Origin of the sequence: Cellulomonas hominis (assembly GCF_014201095.1) — a bacterium.
GTDB classification, from domain to species: domain Bacteria; phylum Actinomycetota; class Actinomycetes; order Actinomycetales; family Cellulomonadaceae; genus Cellulomonas; species Cellulomonas hominis.
Window position 1 is genome coordinate 1,213,555 of record NZ_JACHDN010000001.1, and the last position, 25,048, is coordinate 1,238,602.

Here is a 25,048-nt window from a genome sequence, read left to right on the forward strand (position 1 = left end):
CCCCCCGGCGACGCCCGCCCGCGGCACCGGCCGCCCGCGCACGCCCGCGGCCGGCGCCCACTCGTGAGCCCGCGCCGAGATCGGTCGTCCGCACCGAGATCGGTCGCTGCACGGACCGATCTCGGCGCGAAGCACCGATCTCGGCGAGCCGGGCGCCGGGGCCGGACGGCGGATCGGGCCGCGAGCCGGACGGCGGGGCCGGACGCCGGCGCCGGACGCGAGCCGGGCGGGGGTCCGGTGCCGGGCGCGGGACGGCCCCCGCCGCCGCGCCGGGGGCTGGCGCTGGGCGACGGGGGCCGTCGGTGCGGCGACGAGGTGCGGACCCGTCGTCGCGGGGCACCCGGGCGGGACAGGGGATGAACCCGCCCGGGGCGCCGGATCAGGACGTGCGGTCAGGCGAGGGGATCAGCCCTGGCCGCCGCCCTGCTGCTGCTGCTGCTGCTGGAACCACTCCCACAGCTGCTCGGGGGTCATGTTCTCCAGGCCGCCGGGCGCCTGCTGGCCGCCCTGCTGACCCTGGTCGCCGGAGCCCTGACCGGAGCCGGACGTGCTCGTCTCCTCGCGGGTGGCGAGGGTGACGTCCACGTCGAGCGACTTCCCGTCGCGGACCACGGTCAGCGTGACCTCGTCGCCCGAGGCGTGCGCCCGGACGTAGCCGGTCAGGGACTCGGCACCGGCGACCGCCTTGCCGTCGATCGCGACGATGACGTCACCCTGCTCGAGGCCGGCGTCCGCGGCGGGCGAGCCGTCGCTGACGGACTGCACCGACGCGCCGGCGCGGGTCACGCCGTCGGCGGTGGCCGTGGCGTCCGAGAGCCCGACGCCGAGGAACGCGTGCTCCGCGGTGCCGTCCTGGATCAGCTGCGAGGCGATCATGTCCGCCACGTTCACCGGGATGGCGAAGCCGAGGCCGATCGACCCGGACTCGCTGGACGTGGTCGCGATCGACGACGTGATGCCGATGACCCGGCCCTGCGCGTCGAACAGCGGACCCCCGGAGTTGCCGGGGTTGATCGCCGCGTCGATCTGGATGGCGTTGGTGACGACGGCCTCGGACGCGCCGGACTCCGTGGTGGACACCGGGCGGTCCAGGGCGGACACGATGCCGGTGGTCACGGTGTTCGCCAGGCCGAGCGGGTTGCCGACCGCCATGACCGGGTCGCCGACGGTGACCTCGCTCGCGTCGCCGAAGGTCGCGGCGGACAGGTCGTCCGGGGCGTCCTGGAGCTGGATGACGGCGAGGTCGGTGGCCGGGTCGGTGCCGACGACGTCCGCGGTGAAGATGCGGCCGTCGGTCAGCGTGACCTGCACCTGGTCGTTCTCGGCGCCGGACACGACGTGGTTGTTCGTGACGATGTGGCCGTCGGTGTCGACGATCACGCCGGAGCCCTCCGCCCCGCCGCTGCTCGTCGTGACCTGGATCGCGACCACGGACGCCTGGACGGCGGACGCGACGGCCTGCCAGTCCGGGTTCTCCGCGGACGAGCCGGACACCGGCACCGCGTCGTTCTCGGCGCGGCCGATGGATGAGATGTCCGCGGCGCGCGTGCCGGAGGACGAGCCCCCGTCGAACGCGTTCACCAGCGTCGCGCCGCCGATCCCGCCGAGCAGGGCGGCCGCGGCCGCCGCGCTGACGACCGGGATCCAGAGCTTGTTCCGCTCCTTGCGCGGGGCGCCCTCCGGGGCCGGCGGGCCGAACGGGGCCGGGTGCTCCGGACCGCCGGCGGGTGGCTGGCCCGCGCCGCCCGTGGCGGGGGCGCGGAAGGCGGCGAGCGGGTCGTGCTGACCCGGCTGCTGCGGGGCGGCGGCGTGCGGGGCCGCGGCGTGCGGCGCGACCGGCTGCGGCGCGGTCGGCTGCTGCCCGGCGTACGGCTGGTGCTGCGGCGCGGCGTACTGCGGCGGCGCGGGCTGCTGCGGCGCGAGCTGGCCGTACCGCGGCTGCTGCGGGGCGGGCGCGGCCTGCGGCGCACCGTGCTGGTACGGCGCCGGGTAGGCCGGGTGCGGCGCGGCGGCCTGCGGCGCGGTCGGCAGCGGCCGCGTCTCGTCCGCGGTGATGCGCTGCGTCGGCGCGTCCTGCGCCTGCGGCGCGGCGGTGGTCTCGGCGGCGGGGACGGCCTGGGTCGCGGCGGTGGCGTCGGCGGCGGGCACCTCGACCCGCTCGGTCGGCGTGGTCGGCTGCGGCGCCGCGGCGTCGTCGGCGGGCCGGGGTCCCTCGGGGGTGGTGGTCATGTTCGTCCTCCTTCTCGAGGACCATCAGACCCCCCGGCCCTGGAGCGATGCTCGGGGATTCCTGGGAGTCCGCTGCGAATCGACGATGACTGCCGCGGACCGGGCGCGTCAGGCCGGTCCGGCGGCTGCCCGCGCGGCGTCCCGCACCGCGGCCGTCAGGCGTTCGCCCAGGCCACGGCGGTCGGCGCGGTCGACCCGCACCTCCACGACCGACAGCCCGCGCCCGGGGGCGGCGAGCGCCGCGGCGAGCGCGGTCTCGTCGGAGACCCGCACGTGCCGCACCCCGTACCCGGCGCAGAGCGCGGCGAGGTCGGCGGTGTGCGGGGTGCCGAACACCCGCTCGAACGTCCGGGCCCGCTCGGGGGCGCCGTGCTCGAGCGTCGCGAAGATCGACCCGCCCGCGTCGTTCAGCACGACGACCTGGAGGTCCACCGCGGGTTCCGTGGCGGGGACGAGCAGCCCGCCGACGTCGTGCAGGAACGTCAGGTCCCCGACGAGGGCGCGGACCCGGCGGTCGGGCAGGCCCAGGGCGATCCCGGCGGCCGTGGAGAGCATGCCGTCGATGCCGGCCAGGCCGCGGTTCGCCAGCACGACGGGCGGCTCCGCCCAGCGGGCGGTGAGGTCGAGGTCCCGGACGGGGTTCGAGGACCCGACGACGAGGACGTCCCCGGGCACGCACGCGGCGGCCACCGCCCGGACGGCCCGCGGGCCGGTGAGCGGCGGGGTGCTGCGGGTCGGCGGCGCGGCGGGGTCGTCGTCCAGCAGCGCGTCCACCGCGTCCCGGGCGGCGGCGTCGGCGGCCTGCCACGCGCGGAGCCAGGCCGGGTCGTCCGCGGGGCCGTCGAACCAGCCCGCGGGGATCCCGGTGAGCACCCGGTCGGCGGCCCGGCCGGCGTCGGGCCACCCGGAGCCGCCGGGCGCGACGACGGTGAGGTCGACGTCGTCCCGGGCGAGCAGCGCCTGCACGGGCCGGCTCAGGGTCGGGCGCCCGAGCAGGACGACCGACCGCACCCGCCCGCCCAGGGCGGGGTCGCCGAGCAGCACCCGGTAGGCCGCGAGGGCGTGCGCCCCGCCGCGGGCCCCGGAGGACGGCTCGGCCAGCAGCGGCCACCCCCCGGCCTCGGCGAGCCGGCGGGCGTCCGGGCCGGCCCCGTCGCCGGCGACGACCACCACGGGCCGCGGCAGGTCCGCGAGCGCGGGCCCGGCCGGGTCGCCGGCGGGCCGGGGGGCGACCTCGACGAGCCCGGCCGCGTCGGCACCGGGCCACGGGTCGCCGGTCCCGGGCACCAGCGGCTCGCGGTACGCGAGGTCGAGGTGCACCGGCCCGGGGTCGCCGGTCCGGCTGCCGAGCGCCGCGGCGACGGCCCGCGAGACGAGGTGCCGCACGTCGCGGTCCTCCCCCGCCCGGCCGGTGGGCGCGGGCACGTCGGCGTCCAGCCGGACAGCGGGGCCGAAGATGCCGGCCTGCACGGTGGTCTGGTTGGCGCCGGTGCCGCGCAGCTCGTGCGGGCGGTCCGCGGTGAGCAGCAGCAGCGGGACCCCCGCGTGGTGGGCCTCCAGCACGGCGGGGTGCAGGTTGGCCACGGCCGTGCCGGACGTCGTGACGACCGCGACGGGGCGCGGCGGGCCGGCCACCGCGGCGGCCCGGGCCAGCCCGAGGGCGAGGAACGCCGCGGACCGCTCGTCGACCCGGACGTGCAGCGCGATCGACGGCGCGCCGGCGGGCCGCTCGGCGTCGGGCAGCGCGGCCTCGGCCAGGGCGTACGCGAGCGGGGCGCTCCGCGACCCGGGCGCGAGGACGACGTCCCGGACCCCGTGCGCGGCGAGCGCGGCGACGAGCACCCGCGCGGCGTGGGGCGCCGGGGCGGCGTGGGGCGCGGCGCCGGCGGTCACGCGGCCACCGCCCGCACGGCGGCGACCCGCTCGGTCCACCGGGCCACGGTCGCGGGGTCCGCGGCGGTGGCGGCCAGGCGCTCCGGGTCGGGCGCGACGGCCCGCGCGGCGGCGACCGACAGCGCGCCGTCCACCGGCAGCAGCGGCGCGGCCGTGACGTCGCCGGTCAGCAGCTGCGCCGTGGCGAGCCCGCACGCGTACGGCAGCTCCGGCAGCGCGGCCGCGAGCGCCACCCCGGCCGCCAGCCCCACGGAGGACTCGATGGCGGACGACACGACGACCGGCAGGCCGACCTGCTCCGCGAGGTCCAGGCACGCCCGGACGCCGCCGAGCGGCTGCACCTTCAGCACGACGACGTCGGCGGCCCCGGCGCGCACCACGGCCATCGGGTCCTCGGCGCGCCGGATGGACTCGTCGGCGGCGACCGGGACGGACACGGCGCGGCGCACCCGGGCGAGGTCGTCGACCGAGGCGACGGGCTGCTCCACGTACTCCAGGCCCCGCGCTGCGCGGTCGAGCGCGCGGACCCGCTCCACGGCGGTGTCGACGTCCCAGCCGGCGTTGGCGTCGATCCGGATCGCCCCGGACGGCCCGAGCGCCTCGCGGACGGCGGCCAGGCGGTCGGCCTCCTCCGCGGCGCCCTGACCGGGCTCGGCGACCTTGACCTTGGCGGTGGTGCAGCCGCCCGACGCCAGCACGATCCGGCGCGCGGCGTCGGGGCCGACGGCGGGGACGGTGACGTTCACGGGCACGCGGTCCCGGACGGGCGCGGGCAGCCCGAGGTCGGCGGCCTCCCGCGCGGCGCGCCACCAGGCGGCCGACTCGGCGGCGTCGTAGTCCCAGAACGGGCTGAACTCGCCCCAGCCGGCGTCCCCGCGGACGAGGACGCCCTCGCGCACCGTGATCCGCCGGAAGCGCGTCCGCAGGCCGATCGCGTAGACGTGCACGCCGGTCAGCGTACGGCGTCCCCGGCATCCCCGGCGGCCGCGTGCAGGGCGGGCAGCGCCGCCGCGAGGAGGTCCCGGGCCGTCGCGCGCACCGGCCGGCCCTCGCTGACGGCTGCGACGACCGCGCCGTCGACCAGGGCGAGCGCGACCGGCACGCCCACGCCGTCGGCGCCGAGCGCGCGCAGCAGGTCCGCCAGCACGGCGTCGAGCCGCGCGCGCCCGGACCCCAGCGCGGCCGCCAGCGCCGGCACCCGCCCCGCGGCGAGCAGCTGCTCGTAGTGCGCCCGGACCGCGGCGTCGTCCCCGGGCGGGAGCACGGCCTCGACGACGACGGCGGCCGGGTCGGCCGCACCCCCGGACGCGGCACGCCCCAGCACGTCGCCCGCGTGCGCCACCCACGCGTCCATCAGCGCCGCGCCCGCGGCGGCCGCCAGCTCGTCGAGACCCGCGTAGTAGTAGGTGGTCGCGGACAGGGACAGCCCGGCCCGCGCGGCGACGGCCCGGTGGCTGAGCGCCGCCGGACCCTCGGCGCGCACCACGTCCGCGGCGGCCCGGGCGAGCTCGGCGCGCCGCCGGTCCCCCTTCGCCGTGCGGGCCGGCCCCTCGGCCATCAGTGCCCGCCGCCGGACAGGTTCAGCCCGACGACGCCGGCGACGATGAGCACCAGCGACACGATCTTCAGCACCGACACGGACTCGCCGAACCAGAGGATCGCCAGGACCGCCGTGGTGGCGGCGCCGACGCCGACCCACACGCCGTACGCGGGGCCGACCGGCAGCGAGCGCAGCGCCCAGCTCAGGCCGGCGAACGACGCGACGGCGAACACGACGAACGAGACGCTCGGCCAGAGCTTCGTGAAGCCGTCGGAGGCCTTGAGGCTCAGCGCCCAGCCCGCCTCGAGCAGGCCGGAGAGGATCAGCACGACCCATGCCATGAGATGACGCACCCTTCGCGGACGGGCGCGCCGGGTGGCAGTGCCCGCCGTCCCGCGCCCGCTTTCTGGTACGACCGTACCAGAATCGTGGAGCCCTAGGCTAGGGCGCGTGACCGACCTGCCCGCCCGCGTCTCCGACACCTTCGACCCGACCCGGTGGCGCACCGTCGCCGGGTTCGAGGGCCTCACCGACCTCACGTACCACCGGGGCGTGCAGCGCGACGACGCCGGCGCCGTCGTGCGCGACCTGCCGGTCGTACGGGTGGCCTTCGACCGGCCCGAGGTGCGCAACGCCTTCCGGCCGCACACCGTGGACGAGCTGTACCGGGTGCTGGACCACGCGCGCATGACGTCGGACGTCGGCACCGTGCTGCTCACCGGCAACGGCCCCAGCCCGAAGGACGGCGGGTACGCGTTCTGCTCCGGCGGCGATCAGCGGATCCGCGGCCGGGACGGTTACCGGTACACCGACTCGACCGGCGCCGAGACGGCCGACCGCATCGACCCCGCGCGCGCCGGGCGGCTGCACATCCTCGAGGTGCAGCGGCTCATCCGGACCATGCCGAAGGTCGTCGTCGCCGTCGTCAACGGCTGGGCCGCCGGCGGCGGGCACTCCCTGCACGTCGTGGCGGACCTGACGATCGCCTCGCGGCAGCACGCGCGGTTCATGCAGACCGACGCCAACGTCGGCTCGTTCGACGGCGGCTACGGCTCGGCGCTGCTGGCCCGGCAGGTCGGGCAGAAGCGGGCGCGCGAGATCTTCTTCCTCGCCCGCGAGTACTCCGCGGAGCAGGCGCAGGCCTGGGGCGCCGTCAACGACGTGGTCGACCACGCGGACCTCGAGGACGCCGCCCTCGAGTACGCGCGGATCGTGGCGACCAAGTCCCCGCAGGCGATCCGGATGCTGAAGTTCGCGTTCAACCTCGCGGACGACGGCCTGGCCGGGCAGCAGGTGTTCGCCGGCGAGGCGACCCGCCTGGCGTACATGACCGACGAGGCCGTCGAGGGCCGCGACGCGTTCCTCGAGCGCCGCGACCCGGACTGGGGCCGGTTCCCGTACGCCTACTGACGTGGGGCCGGCGGGCGGTCAGGAGACCGTCAGCGACCCGGTCCCCGCCGGCACCAGCTCGACCCAGGTGTTCCCCGGGGCCAGCTCGGCGGGCGCGCCGTCCGCGGTGAACAGCCGCATCGGGGCGTCCCGGGAGTCCTTCTGCCAGCGGACCGCCACGGTCTTGCCGCCGGTCGCCAGGGTGCCCTCGCCGGAGCCCACCAGGGTGTAGGTCGGCACGATCGCGCCGTTCTGCGCACCGAACTCCGTGCCGGGGTGCTGCGCGACGATCGACACCACGTTCGTCGCCGAGAGCCGGGCGCCGGACGCCGCCATCGCCGGGGCCGAGCCCTCCGACCGCTCCCACACGGACCCGTTCCAGGTCCACGTCGGGTCGGACTGCGACGACAGGTCGAACGCCAGGGTCGTCGCCGGGGCGCCCGCGACCACCGCGGTGGAGCTCTCGAGGGCCCGCGCGAACGCGAACTGCTCGGCAGGCGCGGCCTGGTGCTGCGCGTCGGCCTGCGCCCACAGCGCCGCGGGGTCCGCGTACACGTTGTGCGGGGCCTTCCGGCTGCTCGAGCGGTACATGCCGTCCACGCCGGCGTCGTGGCTGAGCACCTGCACCGGGCTCTGGGCGACCAGGGCGAGGATGCCCGCCTGGCCGCCCGAGAACGCCAGCAGCCCGTTCAGCGGCGAGGCGATGTCCGGGTCCATCGGCCGCACCGACCGGATCGGCCCGATCTCCGCGGGGACCTGCGACTGGAACACCGCGACGAACCGCGACACGTCGAACTCGACGATCGTCTCCCAGACGACGTCCGCCTGCTCGAGGCCGGACTGCGGCCGGGCGGCGGCCGTGTTCTCCACCTTGACTGCGAGCGTCGGCCGGTTCACCGGCTCGCCCGCGACGCCGGTCAGCGGCCACGTCGGGGGCACGACCGGCTCGGGCGCCGCGGCCTTCTGCGGATCCAGCGTCGGCGCGACCGTGGTCGCCTCCGGCTCCGGGGCGTCGCCCTGCGCGCACCCGGCGAGCAGCAGCGTCGCCGCCACCGCCAGGCCGGCGGCGCGCCGCGCGCGCCGCCTCGTGGTCCCGACCATCTCTCGTACCCTCCATGCCCCGCCGGCTGCGTTCCGCGCCACTCTACGGGCGGACCTACCCTGGCCGGGTGAGCCGTCCCGTCCGCGCCGTCCCCGCGTCCGCCGCCGGGGTGCCCGCGCTGAGCGGGTCGCTGGCCGCGGCGCTGGCCGGCTCGGGCCCCGCCGTGCTGCCCGTGGAGACCGCGTCGGGCCTCGCGCACGAGGACGCCGGCGGCCCCGTGCCCGACGACGTGGCGCTGCTGGTCCGGACGTCCGGGTCCACGGGCGTGCCGCGCGAGGTCATGCTCACCGCCGCAGCGCTGCGCGCCTCCGCCGACGCCACGCACCGCCGCCTGTCCGGGCCTGGCCGCTGGCTGCTGCCCCTGCCGCCCGCGCACGTCGCCGGGCTGCAGGTGCTGGTCCGCTCGCTGGTCGCCGGCACCACGCCGGCGGTGCTGGCCGGGCCGTTCCGGCCGGACGCGTTCGCGGCGGCGACGGCGCGGCTCGGCGAGGACGCGGACGGCGCCCCCCGGTACACGTCGCTCGTCCCGACCCAGGTGCACCGGCTGCTCGGGTCCGACGAGGGCGCCGACGCGCTGGCCGCCTACGACGCCGTGCTGCTCGGCGGCGCGGCCGCCCCGCCCGGTCTGGTGGAGCGCGCCCGGGCCCGCGGGGCGCGGGTGGTCACGACCTACGGCATGTCGGAGACCTGCGGCGGCTGCGTCTACGACGGCGTCCCGCTGGAGGGCGTCCGCGTCGAGCTCGACGGGGACGGCCGGATCCGGATCGCCGGACCGGTGCTCGCCGCGGGCTACCGCTCCCGGCCGGACCTGGACGCCGACCTGTTCGAGGAGCGGGACGGCGTCCGGTGGCTGCGGACCAGCGACCTCGGCCGCTGGACGACCCGGGGCGCCGGTCCCGCCCGCCTGGAGGTGCTCGGCCGGGCGGACGACGTGCTGGTCACCGGCGGGGAGAAGGTCGCCCCCGCGGCGGTCGAGCGGGTGCTCGGCGAGCGGCCCGGCGTCGGGGAGGTGCTCGTCGTCGGCGTCCCGGACGACGAGTGGGGGCAGGCGCTGGTCGCGGTCGTCGTCCCGCCCGCCGGCGCGCCCGGGCCGGACCTCGCCGACCTCCGCGCCGCCGCCGCCGGCGCCCTCGGGCGGGCCGCCGCGCCCCGGCACCTCGTGACCGTCGCCGCCCTCCCGCTGCGGGGTCCGGGCAAGCCCGACCGCCGCGCCGCCGCCGACCTCGCCGCCCGGGAGCTCGGCCGCGGGCCGCTGCCGGGCACGGCTCCCGACCCGCCGCCCGGGGCGTGACCGCCGGTCCGCGCGATCCGGCGGGTACCGTCAGCCGTCCGCCACCCTGCGACAGGAGCACCATGGCCACCCCCTCCGAGTGGATCGCCGGCGCCCGCCCGCGCACCCTGCCCGCCGCCGCCGCGCCCGTGCTGGTCGGCACCGGCGCCGCCGCGCAGGTGGACGCCGCGCACCTGGGCCGGGCCGCGCTCGCCCTCGGCGTCGCGCTCGCGCTCCAGGTGGGCGTGAACTACGCGAACGACTACTCCGACGGGGTGCGCGGCACCGACACCGAGCGCGTCGGCCCGATGCGCCTGACCGCGAGCGCCACCGCCCGGCCGGGGCAGGTCAAGGCCGCCGCGTTCGCCGCGTTCGGCGTCGCCGGCCTGCTCGGGCTGGCGCTCGTGGCGCTGTCCGGCCAGTGGTGGCTGCTCGCGGTGGGGGCGCTGTGCGTGGCCGCCGCCTGGTACTACACCGGCGGACGCCGGCCCTACGGCTACCTGGGGCTCGGCGAGGTCGGCGTGTTCGTGTTCTTCGGGCTCGTCGCCGTGCTCGGCACGACCTACACCCAGGCCGGGCGGACGACGTGGCCGTCCTGGGTCGGCGCCGTCGCCGTCGGGCTGATCGCCTGCGCGCTGCTCATGGTGAACAACCTGCGCGACGTGCCGACCGACGCCCTGGTCGGCAAGCGCACCCTCGCCGTCCGGATCGGCGAGCGGCGCGCCCGCATCGCCTACGCCGTCATGGTCGTGGCGCCGATCCTGCTGGGGATGGCCTGCGCGTTCGCGAGCCCGTGGGCGCTGCTCGTGATGCTCCTCGCGCTGCCCGCCGGGCTGCTGGCGTTCACGGTGCTGGTCGGGGCGCGCGGGATCGCCCTGGTGCCCGTGCTGGCCGGCACCGGCATGTACGAGCTGGCCTTCGGCGTGCTGCTGGGCCTGGGCCTGGCGCTCTAGAGACGCTTCTCCAGCAGCACCACGTCCAGCCACTCGCCCGCGAGCGGCCCGTGCGTCATGCGGCCGAGACGCTCCCGCGTGCCGACCACCCGGAACCCCGCGGCGGCGTGCAGGGCCAGGCTCGCGGCGTTCTGCGGGAACACCCCCGCCTGCACCGTCCAGACCCCGCCCGCGCGGGCGGAGTCGAGCAGGCCGTCCAGGAGCGCCCGGCCCACCCCGCGTCCGCGGGCTCCGGGGCGGACGTACAGGGAGTGCTCGACGACGCCGGCGTACACGCAGCGCCCGGACACGGGCGAGGCCGCGACCCAGCCGAGCACCTCGTCCCCGTCGAGGGCGACGAGCCGGTGACCGGGCAGGTGGCCGGCGTCGAACTCCGCCCACGTCGGCGGCTCGGCCTGGAACGTCGCGGTGCCGGTCGCGATGCCGGCGGCGTAGACGTCCAGCACCGCGTCGGCGTGCGCGGCGCGCATCGGGGCGAGGACGGGGCCGGGGCCGGTCGCGCTCACGCCGGCGCCTGCCCGAGGTGCTCCCCGAGGTGGGCGGTGAGCGCCCGGACGGCCCCGGGGACCAGCGTGTAGTACGCCCAGACCCCGCGCTTCTCCCGGGTCACGAACCCGGCCTCGGCGAGCACCTTGAGGTGGTGGGACACGGTCGGCTGCGACAGCCCGACGGGCTCGGTCAGGTCGCACACGCATGCCTCGCCGCCGTCGTGCGCGGCGATGATCGACAGCAGCCGCAGACGCGCGGGGTCGGCCAGGGCCTTGAGCGTCCGCGCGGTGCGCTCGGCGTCCTCGGCGCTCATGGCCGGGCCGGCGGGGCTGCAGCAGCCGGACGAGGTCGTGGACGCCACCGGGAGCAGGTCGAGTGCCATGCCGCCCATCCTGCCGCACCCATCGACGGATGTCGATGTTGACAGCCGTCGATGGGTGCGCCACGCTGCCGGGTATCGACGAGTATCGATGCGAAGGAGGAGTGATGGCACAGGACATCCCGGTGCGGGCCGAGGCTCACGAGGTCCGTGACCAGGTACGGGCGTGGTACGCGCGTGCGGCACGGGAGCGAGGAGCTCGCGCGAGCGGCTGCTGCGGGCCGGCGGAGGAGGTCGTCCACGACGAGCCGGGCGCCGTGTTCTACACCGCTCAGGACGCCGCGGATGTTCCGGCCGAGGCCCTGGCGGCGTCGCTCGGCTGCGGGAACCCGCTGGTGGTCGCCGATCTCCGCGAGGGCGAACGGGTGCTGGACCTGGGGTCGGGCGGCGGGATCGACGTGCTGCTGTCCGCGCGGCGCGTCGGGGCGACCGGGTTCGCCTACGGCGTCGACATGACCGACGAGATGCTGGACCTGGCCCGCGCCAACGCGGAGCGGGCGGGCGTGTCGAACGTGGAGTTCCGCCACGGCACCATCGAGGACCTGCCCCTGGACGACGCGAGCGTGGACGTCGTGATCTCCAACTGCGTGGTCAACCTGTCCCCGGACAAGCCGGCGGTGCTGGCCGAGGCGTTCCGGGTGCTGGTGCCCGGCGGACGGCTCGGGATCTCCGACGTGGTCGCCGAGGACCACCTGACCCCCGCGCAGCGCGCCGAGCGCGGCTCCTACGTCGGGTGCATCGCCGGGGCGCTCTCGCGCACCGAGTACCTCGAGGGCCTCGCGGCGGCGGGGTTCGTCGACGCCGAGGTCACGTTCACCCACCCCGTCGCCGAGGGCCTGCACGGCGCCGTCGTGCGCGCCCGCAAGCCCGCACCCCAGGAGGCCTGATGCACCCCGACGCGTACCTGACCGTCCACCGGCAGCGCGACCGCGAGCTGACCCGCGAGATCGAGCTGCGCCGCGCGGCGCAGGACTGCCCCGGGTGCATCGTGCGCGCCGGTCGGCACCTGGCCCGGTTCGCCGAGCGCGTGCGGGCGCGGCTCACCGGTGCCGGCGCTGCCGCGGCGCCGGCCTGCTGCCCGGCCTGACCGGCGCTGACGCGCGGGGGCCGCATCCGCTCGGGTGCGGCCCTCGCGCCGTGCCGGGTCGAGCAGGTCAGGCGGTGACGGGCTCGACCCCGAGCTCGGCCAGCAGGGTCAGGACCCGGGCGCGGATCGCGTCGCGGATCGGGCGGACGGACTCGATGCCCTGCCCGGCCGGGTCGTCCAGCGCCCAGTCCTCGTACCGCTTGCCGGGGAAGATCGGGCAGGCGTCGCCGCAGCCCATCGTGACGACGACGTCGGACGCCTGGACCGCGTCGGTGGTCAGCACCTTCGGGCGCTCGTCGCGGATGTCGACGCCCTCCTCGAGCATCGCCTCCACGGCCACCGGGTTGACCTGCTCGGCCGGCATCGACCCCGCCGAGCGGACCTCGACCGCCCCGCCGGACAGGTGCCGCAGGTAGCCGGCGGCCATCTGGGAGCGGCCGGCGTTGTGCACGCAGACGAACAGGACGGACGGCATCGTGTCGGTCATCAGAAGATCCTCCCCGGGGTCCCCTCGGGGCGGTCGCCCCGGGCGGTGTCGGCGGCGTCCACGGCCGCGTCCTCGGCGGCGGCGTCCTCCGACGCCTTCCGGGACAGCCGGGGCCGGTCGCCGCGTGCCTCGGACCGGGCCTGCAGCCAGCCCGCCGCCCGGTCCCGGGGACCGGCGAGCAGCAGGTAGGACAGCAGCGCCGCCAGGACCGCGGCCAGGACCACCCCGAGCAGCCAGCCGGTCCCGGCCAGCACGAGGGCGACCAGGCAGGCCGCGAACAGGGCGAGCCGGAGCAGCGAGTAGGTCACGACGGGCACGCCCCCAGCGTAGGCGTCGCGGGGGCCGGGTGCGGCCGGGCGCCCGCGTCGCCCCGCGCCGGGCGCTGGTTAGGCTGGGGTCATGCCTCGGGCGCTCTTCATCCTCGTGACGATCGGGCTGGCGGTCTACGCCATCGCCGACATCGCGTCGAGCGACGACGACGACCGCCTGGGCGTGCCCCGGCTCCCGTGGTTCGTCGTGGCGCTCGTGCCGATCGTCGGGCCGGTGGCCTGGATCGTGGTGAGCCGCGCGCAGCGCGCCCGCCGCGCCGGGGGCGGGACCTCCGCGCCGGGGCCCGCCGCGCCGCCGCGCCCCCCGCGCCGGCGCGGGCCGGTCGCCCCCGACGACGACCCGGAGTTCCTGTGGCGGCTGGACCAGGAGCGGATCCGCCGCGAGCGTGAGACCGGCGGCTCGGCCGGAGAGACCCCCGGTGACGACGAGCCCCACCGCACCGACGGCGACGTCCCGGACGACGGCGCCCGCGGCTGACCCTCCCCGCGGACCGGCTCGACGCCGGGCCCGGCGGGCCGGGCCTCAGAGGCCCGAGTAGGAGTGCTTGCCCGGGACGAAGAGGTTCACGACCGTGAAGTTCGCCAGGACCACCGCGTAGCCCACGTACACGAAGTACGCCGCCCGGCGCCCGGCCCAGCCGCGCGTGGTGCGGGCGTGCAGGTAGGCCGCGTACACGACCCAGGCGACGAACGTGCCGACCTCCTTGGGGTCCCAGCCCCAGTACCGGCCCCACGCCTGCTCGGCCCAGATCGCGCCGCCGATGAGCGTGAGCGTCCACAGCACGAAGCCGATCGCGTTCAACCGGAAGGACAGCGCCTCGAGGTGCCGGGCCGAGGGCACGGTGCGCAGCCAGGACCACGCCGGGCCGGTCACGCGCCAGCGGGCGAACGCCCGGCGGACCCGGTCGGCGCGGCGCCACGGCGCGGCGAGGTGCGAGCGGCCGGTCTCGCGGCCGTCCTGGAGCACCTGCAGCACGGCGGTCGCGAAGGCCACGGTGAAGATGCCGGTGGCGATGATCGCGACGCCGACGTGGATGACCAGCCAGTAGTCCTGCAGGGCGGGCTGCACCTCGTCCGCCTGCACGTAGAACGCGTTGAGCCCGAGCACGAGCGCGAGCACGCCGATGCCCATGACGACGACGCCGAGGAAGGGGATGACCCGCTTGCGCTGCACGACGACGAGGGCCGCGGCGGCGACGAGCGTGCCGACCAGGGTGAACTCGTACATGTTCGCGGTCGGCCAGCGCCCGGCGGCGACGCCGCGCAGCACGATGCCGACGAGCAGCAGCGCGAGGCCGAGGTAGGTCGTCGACCGGGCGATGCCGGTGAAGCGCGGGGACACCGCGACCGCCGGGGCGTCGTCGCCGGCGCCCACGCCCGGGGGCGGCAGGGCGGGCGACGGCACGTCCGCCGGGACGACGAGGGACGGCCCGCCGGCACCCACGGCCTCCCGGGCGGCGGCGCGCGCCTGCCTGGCGGCGGCCACCTTCGCGGCCCGCTCGGCGCGGTGCTCGCGGGACGCGACGTCCGCGACCCGGGCGAGGGCGACCGAGTACGCCACGAGGGCGATCGTGAACGCGGTCGCGGCGCCCCACACGAGCAGGGTGCTGATGTCGCCGAGCGGCATGTCCTCCACCTTCCGGGTCAGGCGGTGGGCCGGTCCTCCGCCGCGCGGAGCCGGTCCACCGCCCGGTCGAGCTCCGCCTGCAGGCCCACGTCGTCGCCGCGCGCCAGGGCGGCGGCGGTGACCACTGTACGACCTGACCCGGGACCTTGGTCCCCGTCACCGGCGCCGTCGGCCCGCAGCCGGAGCCAGACCCGGCGCCGCGGCACGAACAGCGACGCGGCCAGGCCGGCGAACGCGAGCAGCGCGAACGCCAGCACCCAGCCGAGCGACGGGTCGTGCCGCAGGTCCAGCGCGACGAACCGCGGCAGCGACTCGAACGTGAGGGTGCCGAGGCCGTCCGGCAGGTCCACGGTCTCGCCGGGCCGCACGTAGAGCGTCACCGGCCGGCCGTCGGCGTCGACCGCCTGGGTCAGGCCGGACTCGTCGAGCTGGTAGACGTTCTGCGGGATGCCGTCGTCGAGCCCGAGGTCGCCGGTCCACACCGCGAGCGCGAGCAGCGGGTCGCCCGGCTGCGGGTCGACCGAGCGCCACAGCTCCTCGCCGAGCTGCTCGGCCGTCGGGAGCAGCACGCCCTGCAGGCCGATCTGCGGGCCGGTCGTCACGTCGGGCACCTTGATGACGCCCTGCGACGTGTACACCGTGTCCTGGGGGAGGAACGGCACGGCACCCGCGAACACCACCGTCCCCGAGGCGTCGCGGACGGTGACCTGCGGGGCGTAGCCGTTGCCCTGCAGGTAGACCTTCGCGCCGCCGGCGACGAGCGGGTGGTTGACCTTGATCGTCTCGGCGACCGGGTCGGCCCCGGGCTCCGTGAGGGTCACGTGCGCGGTGAAGTCGCGCGACTGCAGGGTGTCCGGGTCGAAGCGGGACTCGAAGGAGTCCAGCCGCAGCGCGAACGGCTCCAGCGTCGCCGGGTCGAACGCGCTGCCGGCCTCGAACGAGTCGTAGTCGCTCTGGGTGTTCGCGAACGCCCGGTCCTCGACGACGATCGCCTGCCCCCGGTAGTGCAGCAGCTGCCCGGTCGCGACCGACACGAGCAGGCCCACCAGCGCGAGGTGGAACACGAGGTTCCCGGTCTCGCGCAGGTAGCCGCGCTCGGCGGCCACGCTCCACGTCCCGGAGCCCTCGTCGCGGACGTCCACGCGGAACCGGCGCCACCAGCCCGGCCCGCGGAGCGCGACCACGGCCCGCGCGGCCACCCGCTCCGGGGTGCCGTCGACCGTCAGCGACGCCTGGGCCGGGAACCGGTCGAACCGGCGCGGGGCGCGCGGCGGCCGTCCCCGCATCGCGCGCAGGTGGGTCCGGCTGCGCGGCAGGATGCAGCCGACCAGCGAGACGAACAGCAGCAGGTAGATCGCCGAGAACCACACCGAGGCGTAGACGTCGAAGAACCCGAGGCGGTCCAGCAGCGGGCCGAGGTCCGGGTGGTCGGTGAGGTACGTGGCGACGGCGGCCGGGTCCTGCGGGCGCTGCGGGAACACCGTGCCCGGCACGGCCGCCACCGCGAGCAGCATGAGCAGCAGCAGGGCGACCCGCATCGAGGTGAGCTGCCGCCAGCCCCAGCGCAGCCAGCCGACCACGCCGATCGCGGGGAGCTGCGGGGCGCCGCCGCCGGGGGCCGGGGCCGCCGCGGGAGGGGGCGCCGAGAACGCGTCCTCGAGCCCCTCGGGCCGGTAGTCGGGGGTGGTCCGCTCGTGCGTCATCCTCACACCGCCGGCACGAACGGCTCGGCACCGGTGAGCAGGCCCTGCAGCCAGCTCGCCCAGGTGGACCACAGGCCGGTGACCAGCGCGAGCCCGAGCAGGATCAGCAGCCCGCCGCCGACCCGCATCACCGCGAGCCGGTGCCGGGCCAGCCAGTCCAGGGCGCGCCGGCTGCGCTGGAGGCCGAGGGCGACGGCGACGAACGGCAGCCCGAGGCCCGCGCAGAACGCCAGCGCCAGCAGCGCGCCGCGACCGGGCGAGCCGCCGTCGAGCGACAGCAGGAGGATCGCCGCCAGGGTCGGGCCGATGCACGGCGTCCAGCCGATGCCGAACGTCACGCCCAGCACCGGGGCGCCCCACAGGCCCGCGCGCGGCGCGAGCAGCGTCCGGCGGTCCTGCTGCAGGAACGGCACCAGCCCGAGGAATGCCAGGCCCATGACGACGACGAGCACGCCGAGCACGCGGGACAGCGGGTCCTGCCAGCGCAGCAGGAACGACCCGAGCGTCCCGGCCAGCGACCCGTAGGCGAGGAACACCGCGGTGAAGCCGGCCACGAACAGCAGCACGCCGAGCACGAGGCGGCCGCGGGAGGGCGCCTCAGGCGGGGCCGCGGGGGCCGTCGAGGGGGCCGCGGTCAGCGAGGGCTGCGCGGGCAGGTGCGCGGCGAGGTCGAGCGGGGCGCCGGACCCGGCGGGCACCCGCGCCCGGCCCGGCGCGGACGCCGCGGACATCCCGCCCAGGTACCCGACGTACGCGGGGACCAGCGGCAGGACGCACGGGGACGCGAACGACACGAGACCGGCGAGCACGGCGACCGGCACGGCGGCCAGCAGCGATCCCGACACCGCGGCCTGCGCGAACGAGTCCCCCACGCCGGCGAGCATCACGCGCCGTCCTCGGCCAGCACCTCGTCGACGAGGGCGCGCAGCGTCGACCCCTCCGCCAGCCCGACGATCCGCGCGGCGACCATGCCCTCCCGGTCGAGGACGACGGTGGTCGGAGTCGCCTGGATCGGCACGACGCCCTGCAGCGCGGCGACCGCGCGCTTCTCGCGGTCGTCGATGCTCGGGTACGGGACGTCGAACGTCTCCTGGAACGACAGGGCGGTGCCGGCGTCGTCCACGCCGTTGATGCCGAGCACCCGCACGCCCTGGTCGGCGTAGTCGCTCGCGAGGTCCGCCAGGTCGGGGGCCTCCGCGCGGCACGGCGGGCACTGCGCGTACCAGGTGTTCAGCACGACGACGTCGCCCTGCCAGTCCGCGGTGTCCACGGCCTCGCCGGCGAAGTCCGTGCCGGCGACCTCGACCGGGCCCTGCCGCTCCCCGACGCCCCACTGGCTCACGGTGCCGTCGCCCGAGACGTAGCCCTGGTCCGCGACGTCGTCGCCCGCGGTCCCGGCGGCGTCCCCGCCGGAGCACGCCGCGAGCAGCCCCGCGACGGCCAGCGCCGCCGCGACCCCCCGTGCCCCCCGGGTCCTCATGCCCCCGCCACGGCGGACGCGCCGGGCAGCAGGTCGGCGGCCGGCTCGGTGTAGCCGATCCGCACCAGGCGGTCGTCCTCGTAGACCAGGCTGGTCAACGACGCGAGCGAGCACTGCCGGCGACGCGGGTCGTGCCACAGCCGGCGGTCCTCGAGCGCGAGCCGGGTGACCCAGATCGGGAGCTGGTGGCTGACCAGCACCGCCTCGTGGCCGCGCGCGGCCTCGCGGGCCCGGTCGACGACGCCGAGCACCCGGGCGACCTGCTCGCGGTACGGCTCGCCCCAGGACGGCCGGAACGGGTTGACCAGCAGCGGCCAGTGCCGCGGGTGCCGCAGCGAGCCGTCGCCGACGCCGAACGTCAGGCCCTGGAACTGGTTCTCCGCCTCCAGCAGGCCCTCGTCCGTGGTGACCGGCAGGTCGAGGGCGGCCGCGAGCGGGGCGGCGGTCTCCTGGGCCCGCTGCAGCGGGGAGGCCACCAGCACGGTGACGTCGCGCCGCGGCGCGCCGAGGTCCCCGGCGAGGTGGGCGGCCACCCGCTCGGCCATCTGCTGCCCGCGCTCGGACAGGTGGTAGCCGGGCAGGCGCCCGTAGAGCACGCCGGTGGGGTTGTGCACCTCGCCGTGCCGCATCAGGTGGATGGTGGTCGCGACCATGGGGTCAGTCTCGCAAACCCGGCTGGGTGGTCGTGCCGCGTCCGCAGCCTCGGTCGCGCTCGGCCTCCGCGAGCGCCGCGGCGCAGCCGGCCTGCAGCGCGGCGCCGACCGCGCCCATCGCGTGGCCGAGCGCCTGCATCTGCTCGGGGGTGAGCACGTCGACCAGGCGGGTCCGCACCGACGCCACGTGCGCGGGCGCCGCGGCGACCAGCCGCTGCCAGCCGGTCTCGGTCATCGTGCAGTTCACCCCGCGGGCGTCCTCCAGGCAGGGGGCGCGCTCGACCAGGCCGTCGGACTCCATGCGGCGGACCGTGTGCGTGAGGCGGCTGCGGGAGTGCGCCAGCTCGCCGGCCAGCTCGGACATCCGCAGCGTGCGGCCGGGCGCCTCGGACAGCCGGACCAGCACCTCGTACTCGCCGAGGGACAGCCCGGTCTCCTGCTCGAGGTCGTGCGCGAGCACGTCCAGCAGCCGGGCGGTGCCGTCCCGGTACGCGCGCCACGCGCGCTGCTCGTCCGCCGTCAGCCAGCGGACGTCCTCGTGCGTCCCCGTCGTCGTGCCCATCGCCGTCCTCCCCTGGTGCGCTCGTCGCCTGCTGCCCACCTGCCGCACTGTGACGTCGGTCGCTGATCGTCCCACAGGTGTTGCGCGCTCGTCCGCAGTGTAGTAGAAATCTCAACTAACCGCAGTTGACACTTCAACTTCTCAGCAGGAGGCACCATGTCCGTCACCACGCTCCCCACGGGTCTCGCCGCCGGCACCTGGGCCATCGACCCCTCGCACACCGAGGCGTCCTTCACGGTCCGCCACGCCGGCATCTCCAAGGTCCGCGGCACCGTCGCGGTCACCGCCGGCGCGATCACCGTCGCCGAGGACCTCACGCTGTCCGCCGTCACCGCGACGCTCGACCCGTCGACCATCAACACCAACGACGCGGGCCGCGACGGCCACCTCAAGTCGGCCGACTTCTTCGACATCGAGAAGTTCGGCGAGTGGACGTTCGCCTCCACCGGCGTGGTCGCGGACGGCGAGGACTACGTCGTGACCGGCGACCTCACCATCCACGGCGTGACCCAGTCCGTCGAGCTGGCCGTCGAGTTCGGCGGCTCCGCCACCGACCCGTTCGGCAACCAGCGCGCCGGCTTCTCCGCCACCACGACCATCTCCCGCAAGGAGTTCGGCATCACCTGGAACGCGGCCCTCGAGGCCGGCGGCGTCCTGGTGAGCGACAAGGTCGTCATCTCCCTCGAGGTCTCGGCCATCAAGCAGGCCTGACCCCGCCGCTCCCCTCCGGGGAGCACCCCTCCCGAGGGCCCGACCGCGACTCCCCTGCCGCGGTCGGGCCCTCGCGGCGTCTGCGGTCGGCGGGTCAGTCCGCCGCGGCGACCGGGGACGCCGCCACGGGGGCGCCGTCCGCGGGCGCGGGCGCGGGCGCGACTGAGCGCTGGCGGGCGTGGAAGCCGAGGATCTGCAGCTCGGAGCCGAGGTCGACCTCGCGGACGTCCACGCCGTCGGGCACCCGCACGGTGCGCGGCGCGAAGTTGAGGATCCCCGTGATGCCCGCGGCGACGAGCCGGTCCGTCGTGGCCTGCGCGGCGGAGCCCGGGGTCGCGACGACGGCGATGCTGGCCTCGGTCTCCTCGATGACGCGCTCCAGGTGGTCGACGTGCTGGACCTCGTGGCCGCCGACGGTGGTGCCGACGAGGTCGCGGTGCGTGTCGAACAGCCCGACGAGCACGAAGCCCCGGTCCGCGAAGCCCGAGTACGTGGCGAGCGCGTGGCCGAGGTTGCCGATGCCGACGATGACGACCTGGCGCTCCTCCGCCATGCCGAGCGCCTGCGCGATCTGCCGGCGCAGGTGGTCCACCTCGTACCCGACGCCACGCCGGCCGCCCGCCCCGAGGTAGGACAGGTCCTTGCGGAGCTGGGCCGGCGAGGCCCCGACGAGCTCGGCGAGCTGGTCGGAGGAGGTCGTCGTCACGCCCTCGGACGCGAGGCCGCCCAGGGAGCGCAGGTATCCGGGGAGTCGGGCGACGGTCGTCGGCGGCAGGGCTCGCACTCCCCCAGGTTAGGCGGTCGGCGGGGCTTCCAGGGCCTCCCGCACGCGCGCCGCGTCGATCTGCCAGTAGCCGACCCGCACGCCGTCCACCTCGACGACCGGCACGAGCTCGCCGTGCACGTCGGCGAGGCCGGCGTCGTCGACGTCCACCTCGGTCCAGGCGGCGCCGTGCTCGGCGGCGACGGCGGCCACCACGGCCCGGGCGTCGTCGCACAGGTGGCAGCCGCGGCGGGCGTACAGCACCACGCGGGCGGGGACGGTCGGGGCGGCGTCGGAGGTCGGCACGGCACGAGCCTAGGCATCTGACTACAGTGGCCGGGTGCCCGAGCCCACCGAGCCCGCCACCGGCGCCGCCGCGCTGCCGGGCCGGGTGGCCGCCTTCTTCGACGTGGACAACACCGTCATCCGGGGCGCGAGCTCGTTCCACCTCGCGGTCGGTCTGTACCGGCGCGGGTTCTTCCGGAGCTCCGACTTCGTGCGGTTCGCCGCGTACCAGGTGCGGTACCTGACCTTCGGGGAGAACCGCCAGCAGATCGACGAGGTCCGCCAGCGGGCGCTGGAGATCATGCGCGGCCGGTCCGTCGCCGAGGTCGTGACGATCGCCGAGGACATCTACGACGAGGTGCTGTCCCTGCGGATCTTCCCCGGCACGCAGCGGCTGCTCGACCAGCACCTGCGGGCCGGCCACGAGGTGTGGCTGGTCACCGCGACCCCGGTGGAGATCGCCGAGATCATCGCCCGGCGGCTCGGGGCGACCGGCGCGCTCGGCACCGTCGCGGAGCACAGGGACGGCTTCTACACCGGCGCGCTCGTGGGCGACCTGCTGCACGGCAAGGCCAAGGCGTCGGCCGTGCGGGCGCTCGCCGAGCGGGAGGGCCTGGACCTGGAGCAGTCGTTCGCCTACGGCGACTCCACCAACGACGTGCCGATCCTGTCCGAGGTCGGGTTCCCCTGCGCGATCAACCCCGACGCCCGCCTGCGCCGGCACGCCGCGGAGGTCGGCTGGCCGATGCGCGAGTTCCGGGGACGGCGCCGCAACGCCACCCGGCGCGGCGTGGACGCGGCGACGGTCGCCGGGTCCGCGTGGGTGCTGGGCCTGGTGGTCCGCACGGTGCGCCGCGCGATCCGCGCCCGCTGGGGCGGCCGGTGACCGCGCACGCCGGCGCCGCCGTGGTCGTCCGGCCCGCCGACGCCGCCGAGGCCGAGGCCGTCGCCGCGCTGGCCGCCGTGACGTTCCCGCTCGCCTGCCCGCCGTCCTCCACACCCGAGGACCACGCCGCGTTCATCGCCGCGAACCTCACCCCCGCGCACTTCGCCGCGCACCTCGCCGACCCCGACCGGGACGTGCTCGTCGCCGACGAGGACGGCGCGCTGGTCGGGTACACCCTGCTGGTCGCGGGCGAGCCGTACGCCCCCGAGGTCGCCGCGGTCGTGCCGCTGCGCCCCACCGTCGAGCTGAGCAAGTGCTACGTCCTGCCCGGCCGGCACGGCGGCGGCGTCGCGGGCGCGCTGATGGCCGCCAGCCTGGACGCCGCCCGCGCGCGCGGGGCCGCCGGCGTCTGGCTCGGGGTCAACGGCGAGAACCTGCGCGCGCAGGCGTTCTACCGCCGGTCGGGGTTCGTGGTGGTCGGGGAGCGCACGTTCCAGGTCGGCGACCAGCGGCACCACGACCTGGTCCTGCACCAGCCCGTCTGACCCGCACCGCCCCGCCCGGCGGGCCCGCGCCGAGCGCCACCCGCGGGCCGGCGCGGAGCCCCGGGGTCACGGCTCCAGGCGGACCACGTTCCACGAGACCGGCGGCACCCGGAGCGTCAGGCGGCCGTCGGCGATGGCCGCGGTGTCGTTCGCCCGCGGGAGCACCGACGTGGCGTCGTCGGCCGTGGCCACCCACGTGTGGTCGGGGTTCGACAGGCTGGTCGCCTCGACGACCCGCAGGCCGGGGACGGACCGGGTGTCGACCTCGAGCGTGACCTCCTCGGTCGTCGAGCGGTTGACCGCGAACAGGGCGACGGCCCCGGTCCCCGGGTCGCGGGTCGCCACGGCGTCCACGAGCGGCACGTCGCCGAACTTCGCGGTCTCGTACGTCGGCACCTCGACGGCCACCTGCAGCACGTCGCCCGCGGCGTACCGGGAGGCCTGCGCGAACGGGTGGAACGTCGTCTGCCGCCAGATCCGGCCGCCGGGCTCGGTCATGATCGGCGCGATCACGTTGACCAGCTGCGCGAGCGACGCGGAGTGCACGCGGTCGGTGTGCCGGAGCAGCGAGATGAGCAGGTTCCCGACGACGACGGCGTCGGCGACGTTGTACTTGTCCTCGAGCAGCACGGGCGCGACCGGCCAGTCGTCGCCCGACGGCGGCACGGACTCCGCGCGCTTCTGGTACCAGACGTTCCACTCGTCGAAGGAGATGTGGATCCGCTTGGCGAGCTTCTTGTGCGCGCGGACCCCGTCGGCCACCGCGGCGACCGAGTCGATGAAGTGGTCCATGTCGACGGCCGACGCGAGGAACGACCCGAGGTCCCCGTCCTCCTCCGCGTAGTAGGCGTGCGCGGAGATCAGGTCGACGTGCTCGTAGGTCTCGGACAGGACGGTCTGCTCCCACTGGCCGAACGTCGGCATCCCGACGCCGGACGAGCCGCACGCCACGAGGGTGAGGTCGGGGTCGATCATCCGCATCGCCCGGGCGGCCTCGGCGGCGATCCGGCCGTACTCGTGCGCGGTCTTGTGGCCGATCTGCCAGGGGCCGTCCATCTCGTTGCCCAGGCACCACATGCGGATGCCGTAGGGGTCGGCGGCGCCGTTCGCCCGGCGGAGGTCGGACAGGGCGGTGCCGCCCCGGACGTTGCAGTACTCGAGCAGGTCGAGCGCCTCCTGCACGCCGCGGGTCCCGAGGTTCACGGCCATCATCGGCTCGGTGCCGGACGCGGCCGTCCAGCGCAGGAACTCGTCGACGCCCACGAGGTTCGGCTCGGTGGAGTGCCAGGCCAGGTCGAGCCGGCGCGGGCGCCGGTCGCGCGGGCCGATGCCGTCCTCCCACCGGTACCCGGACACGAAGTTGCCGCCCGGGTAGCGGACGCTGGAGACGCCGAGCTCGCGGGTGAGCTCGATGACGTCGCCGCGGAACCCGTCGGCGTCGGCGGTCGGGTGGTCCGGGTCGTGGATGCCGGTGTAGACGCATCGGCCGAGGTGCTCGACGAACGCGCCGAACGTCCGGCGGCGGACCGGTCCGACCCGGAACGCCGGGTCCAGGGTCAGGGTGGCGGTGGTCATGCGGCGCAGCTCCTTCGCTGACGGCTCTCCATCGTTGTACACGCCATCCTGCCGATCCCGTCCCGTGCCCGTCAACCGCGGTCCGGTCAGGCGCGCGCCGGGGCGTGGACGCCGGCCGTGGACTCGCGCACCACGAGCTCGAAGTCCGCATACACCTCGACCGGCTCGCCCTCGGCGGTGCCGGCCACCCGCGCGAGCAGCAGCTCCACGGCGGTCCGGGCGATCTGCTCCCGGCCGGGCGCCACCGACGTGAGCGGCGGCGAGGCGTACGCCGCGTCGTCCACGTCGTCGAAGCCGAGCACCGCGACGTCCTCCGGCACGGCCACGCCCCGCGCGTGCAGCGCGCGCAGGGCGCCCAGCGCGAGCGCGTCGTTGAGGCCGAACACCGCGTCGATCTCGGTCCCCGCGTCCAGCAGCCGGTGCATCGCCGCGGCCCCGGTCGACCGGTGCCACGCGCCCGCCTCGGCGAGCAGCGCCGGGTCGAACGGCAGGCCCGCGTCCTCGAGCGCCTGCCGGTAGCCCTGGACGCGCAGCGCGGCGGTGCCGATCGTCTCCCCCTCGTGCGCGCCGATCACCGCGATGCGGGTGCGCCCGCTCTCCACCAGGTGCCGGGTCGCGGCCCGCGCCGCCTCGACGTTGCTCATCGTGACGTGGTCGGCGGGGCCGTGGAAGATCCGCTCGCCCAGCAGCACCATCGGGTAGTCGACGACGAACCGCTCCCGGTCCTCGGCGCCCAGCGCCAGCGGCGAGAAGATCAGCCCGTCCGTGAGGTGCCGCCGGGCGCTGGTCAGGACCTCGAGCTCGCGCTCCCGGATGGCGTTCGTCTGCTCGATGAGCACGACGACGCCGTGCGGCTCGGCGGCCCGGATCACGGAGTCCGCGAGCTCCGCGAAGTACGGGAGGCTGAGCTCGGGCACCGCGAGGCCGATCATGCCGGTGCGCCCCTGCCGCAGGTTCCGTGCGGTGATGTTCACCCGGTAGCCGAGCTGCTCGATGGCGGCCTCGACCCGCTCCTTGGTCTCCGGGCGGATGTACGGGTAGCCGTTGATGACGTTCGACACCGTCTTGATCGACACCCCGGCGATCGCCGCGACGTCGTGCATGGTCACGC

29 protein-coding genes are annotated in these 25,048 nt (G+C 76.6%); 9 read left to right on the forward strand and 20 right to left on the reverse strand.

The features are described from left to right. Positions 1–405: 405 nt before the first annotated feature. The 5 genes from HNR08_RS05630 to HNR08_RS05650 form a co-directional block, all read right to left on the reverse strand. On the reverse strand, positions 406–2,229 hold the full coding sequence (locus tag HNR08_RS05630) for a S1C family serine protease (protein ID WP_183834831.1): 1,824 nt from the start codon (positions 2,227–2,229) through the stop codon (positions 406–408). Positions 2,230–2,337: 108 nt separating this feature from the next. Continuing rightward, positions 2,338–4,122: a 2-succinyl-5-enolpyruvyl-6-hydroxy-3-cyclohexene-1-carboxylic-acid synthase gene (gene menD / locus HNR08_RS05635; protein WP_146833902.1), complete on the reverse strand. Its 1,785-nt coding sequence runs from the start codon at positions 4,120–4,122 to the stop codon at positions 2,338–2,340. Further along, positions 4,119–5,069: an o-succinylbenzoate synthase gene (locus HNR08_RS05640; RefSeq protein WP_246802932.1), complete on the reverse strand. Its 951-nt coding sequence runs from the start codon at positions 5,067–5,069 to the stop codon at positions 4,119–4,121. Before HNR08_RS05640 ends, menD begins: the two co-directional genes overlap by 4 nt. 5 nt (positions 5,070–5,074) lie before the next feature. After that, positions 5,075–5,680, reverse strand: a complete 606-nt coding sequence (locus HNR08_RS05645; protein ID WP_146833899.1) for a TetR/AcrR family transcriptional regulator — start codon at positions 5,678–5,680, stop codon at positions 5,075–5,077. Continuing rightward, a complete protein-coding gene (locus HNR08_RS05650; RefSeq protein WP_146833896.1) occupies positions 5,680–6,003 on the reverse strand; it encodes a DMT family transporter in 324 nt (107 codons plus the stop codon). Before HNR08_RS05650 ends, HNR08_RS05645 begins: the two co-directional genes overlap by 1 nt. A gap of 109 nt (positions 6,004–6,112) precedes the next feature. On the opposite strand from HNR08_RS05650, the gene HNR08_RS05655 reads away from it, so the two are divergent. After that, positions 6,113–7,072, forward strand: coding sequence for a 1,4-dihydroxy-2-naphthoyl-CoA synthase (locus HNR08_RS05655; RefSeq protein ID WP_146833893.1), 960 nt, complete (start codon positions 6,113–6,115; stop codon positions 7,070–7,072). Between the two features lie 18 nt (positions 7,073–7,090). Here the strand turns inward: HNR08_RS05655 and HNR08_RS05660 are convergent, their stop codons facing one another. Further along, positions 7,091–8,152: a DUF3048 domain-containing protein gene (locus tag HNR08_RS05660; RefSeq protein WP_146833890.1), complete on the reverse strand. Its 1,062-nt coding sequence runs from the start codon at positions 8,150–8,152 to the stop codon at positions 7,091–7,093. Between the two features lie 68 nt (positions 8,153–8,220). Between HNR08_RS05660 and menE the strand changes: the two genes are divergently transcribed. Together menE and HNR08_RS05670 are read left to right on the forward strand one after the other, a co-directional pair. Further along, positions 8,221–9,444, forward strand: coding sequence for an o-succinylbenzoate--CoA ligase (gene menE, locus HNR08_RS05665; RefSeq protein ID WP_246802931.1), 1,224 nt, complete (start codon positions 8,221–8,223; stop codon positions 9,442–9,444). A gap of 62 nt (positions 9,445–9,506) precedes the next feature. After that, positions 9,507–10,376, forward strand: a complete 870-nt coding sequence (locus HNR08_RS05670; RefSeq protein WP_146833884.1) for a 1,4-dihydroxy-2-naphthoate polyprenyltransferase — start codon at positions 9,507–9,509, stop codon at positions 10,374–10,376. Here HNR08_RS05670 and HNR08_RS05675 read toward each other — a convergent pair. After that, positions 10,373–10,846, reverse strand: coding sequence for a GNAT family N-acetyltransferase (locus HNR08_RS05675; protein WP_146834014.1), 474 nt, complete (start codon positions 10,844–10,846; stop codon positions 10,373–10,375). The genes HNR08_RS05670 and HNR08_RS05675 overlap by 4 nt on opposite strands. Before the next feature lie 32 nt (positions 10,847–10,878). Further along, positions 10,879–11,247, reverse strand: coding sequence for an ArsR/SmtB family transcription factor (locus HNR08_RS05680; RefSeq protein WP_146833882.1), 369 nt, complete (start codon positions 11,245–11,247; stop codon positions 10,879–10,881). Positions 11,248–11,351: 104 nt separating this feature from the next. Between HNR08_RS05680 and arsM the strand changes: the two genes are divergently transcribed. Further along, on the forward strand, positions 11,352–12,131 hold the full coding sequence (gene arsM / locus HNR08_RS05685) for an arsenite methyltransferase (RefSeq protein WP_146833879.1): 780 nt from the start codon (positions 11,352–11,354) through the stop codon (positions 12,129–12,131). Further along, positions 12,131–12,331 carry a hypothetical protein gene (locus tag HNR08_RS05690; protein ID WP_146833876.1) on the forward strand — a complete coding sequence of 67 codons (201 nt, stop codon included), beginning with the start codon at positions 12,131–12,133 and terminating at the stop codon, positions 12,329–12,331. The genes arsM and HNR08_RS05690 overlap by 1 nt, the downstream gene beginning before the upstream one ends. 67 nt (positions 12,332–12,398) lie before the next feature. Here HNR08_RS05690 and HNR08_RS05695 read toward each other — a convergent pair whose 3' ends face one another. After that, entirely contained in the window at positions 12,399–12,818 is a 420-nt protein-coding gene (locus HNR08_RS05695; protein ID WP_146833873.1) for an arsenate reductase ArsC, read from the reverse strand. Continuing rightward, positions 12,818–13,135, reverse strand: a complete 318-nt coding sequence (locus HNR08_RS05700; RefSeq protein ID WP_146833870.1) for a DUF4229 domain-containing protein — start codon at positions 13,133–13,135, stop codon at positions 12,818–12,820. Before HNR08_RS05700 ends, HNR08_RS05695 begins: the two co-directional genes overlap by 1 nt. An 82-nt stretch (positions 13,136–13,217) precedes the next feature. Here HNR08_RS05700 and HNR08_RS05705 point away from each other — a divergent pair, with 82 nt between their 5' ends. Next, the gene (locus tag HNR08_RS05705) at positions 13,218–13,625 is read left to right on the forward strand and encodes a PLDc N-terminal domain-containing protein (protein WP_146833867.1); all 408 of its coding nucleotides are present in this window, start codon (positions 13,218–13,220) and stop codon (positions 13,623–13,625) included. Positions 13,626–13,670: 45 nt separating this feature from the next. Here HNR08_RS05705 and ccsB read toward each other — a convergent pair whose 3' ends face one another. The 6 genes from ccsB to HNR08_RS05735 are packed head-to-tail and all read right to left on the reverse strand — an operon-like array spanning position 13,671 to position 19,172. Then, on the reverse strand, positions 13,671–14,774 hold the full coding sequence (gene ccsB, locus HNR08_RS05710) for a c-type cytochrome biogenesis protein CcsB (RefSeq protein ID WP_146833863.1): 1,104 nt from the start codon (positions 14,772–14,774) through the stop codon (positions 13,671–13,673). Between the two features lie 17 nt (positions 14,775–14,791). Further along, positions 14,792–16,477: a cytochrome c biogenesis protein ResB gene (gene resB / locus HNR08_RS05715; RefSeq protein WP_146833861.1), complete on the reverse strand. Its 1,686-nt coding sequence runs from the start codon at positions 16,475–16,477 to the stop codon at positions 14,792–14,794. A 2-nt stretch (positions 16,478–16,479) separates the two neighbouring features. Further along, positions 16,480–17,361 (reverse strand): cytochrome c biogenesis CcdA family protein, encoded by an 882-nt coding sequence (locus tag HNR08_RS05720; protein WP_146834011.1) that lies wholly within the window; start codon positions 17,359–17,361, stop codon positions 16,480–16,482. Beyond that, positions 17,361–17,957, reverse strand: a complete 597-nt coding sequence (locus tag HNR08_RS05725) for a TlpA family protein disulfide reductase (RefSeq protein ID WP_146833858.1) — start codon at positions 17,955–17,957, stop codon at positions 17,361–17,363. The genes HNR08_RS05720 and HNR08_RS05725 overlap by 1 nt, the downstream gene beginning before the upstream one ends. Beyond that, entirely contained in the window at positions 17,954–18,610 is a 657-nt protein-coding gene (locus tag HNR08_RS05730; protein ID WP_146833855.1) for a histidine phosphatase family protein, read from the reverse strand. Before HNR08_RS05730 ends, HNR08_RS05725 begins: the two co-directional genes overlap by 4 nt. Positions 18,611–18,614: 4 nt before the next feature. Then, positions 18,615–19,172 carry a MarR family winged helix-turn-helix transcriptional regulator gene (locus tag HNR08_RS05735; protein ID WP_146833852.1) on the reverse strand — a complete coding sequence of 186 codons (558 nt, stop codon included), beginning with the start codon at positions 19,170–19,172 and terminating at the stop codon, positions 18,615–18,617. A 156-nt stretch (positions 19,173–19,328) separates the two neighbouring features. On the opposite strand from HNR08_RS05735, the gene HNR08_RS05740 reads away from it, so the two are divergent. Continuing rightward, the gene (locus tag HNR08_RS05740) at positions 19,329–19,883 is read left to right on the forward strand and encodes a YceI family protein (RefSeq protein ID WP_146833850.1); all 555 of its coding nucleotides are present in this window, start codon (positions 19,329–19,331) and stop codon (positions 19,881–19,883) included. A 94-nt stretch (positions 19,884–19,977) separates the two neighbouring features. Here HNR08_RS05740 and HNR08_RS05745 read toward each other — a convergent pair whose 3' ends face one another. Beyond that, positions 19,978–20,667 carry a redox-sensing transcriptional repressor Rex gene (locus HNR08_RS05745; RefSeq protein ID WP_216446225.1) on the reverse strand — a complete coding sequence of 230 codons (690 nt, stop codon included), beginning with the start codon at positions 20,665–20,667 and terminating at the stop codon, positions 19,978–19,980. 9 nt (positions 20,668–20,676) lie between these two features. Further along, positions 20,677–20,952, reverse strand: a complete 276-nt coding sequence (locus HNR08_RS05750; RefSeq protein WP_246802930.1) for a glutaredoxin family protein — start codon at positions 20,950–20,952, stop codon at positions 20,677–20,679. Positions 20,953–20,986: 34 nt separating this feature from the next. On the opposite strand from HNR08_RS05750, the gene HNR08_RS05755 reads away from it, so the two are divergent. Both HNR08_RS05755 and HNR08_RS05760 read left to right on the forward strand, forming a co-directional pair. After that, positions 20,987–21,817 (forward strand): HAD family hydrolase, encoded by an 831-nt coding sequence (locus HNR08_RS05755; protein ID WP_146833847.1) that lies wholly within the window; start codon positions 20,987–20,989, stop codon positions 21,815–21,817. Next, positions 21,814–22,362: a GNAT family N-acetyltransferase gene (locus HNR08_RS05760; protein ID WP_246802929.1), complete on the forward strand. Its 549-nt coding sequence runs from the start codon at positions 21,814–21,816 to the stop codon at positions 22,360–22,362. The genes HNR08_RS05755 and HNR08_RS05760 overlap by 4 nt, the downstream gene beginning before the upstream one ends. 66 nt (positions 22,363–22,428) lie before the next feature. On the opposite strand, the gene arfA is transcribed toward HNR08_RS05760, so the two are convergent. Further along, a complete protein-coding gene (gene arfA / locus HNR08_RS05765; RefSeq protein WP_146833844.1) occupies positions 22,429–23,937 on the reverse strand; it encodes an arabinosylfuranosidase ArfA in 1,509 nt (502 codons plus the stop codon). An 86-nt stretch (positions 23,938–24,023) separates the two neighbouring features. Continuing rightward, entirely contained in the window at positions 24,024–25,040 is a 1,017-nt protein-coding gene (locus HNR08_RS05770; RefSeq protein WP_146834002.1) for a LacI family DNA-binding transcriptional regulator, read from the reverse strand. Between the last annotated feature and the right edge of the window lie 8 nt (positions 25,041–25,048).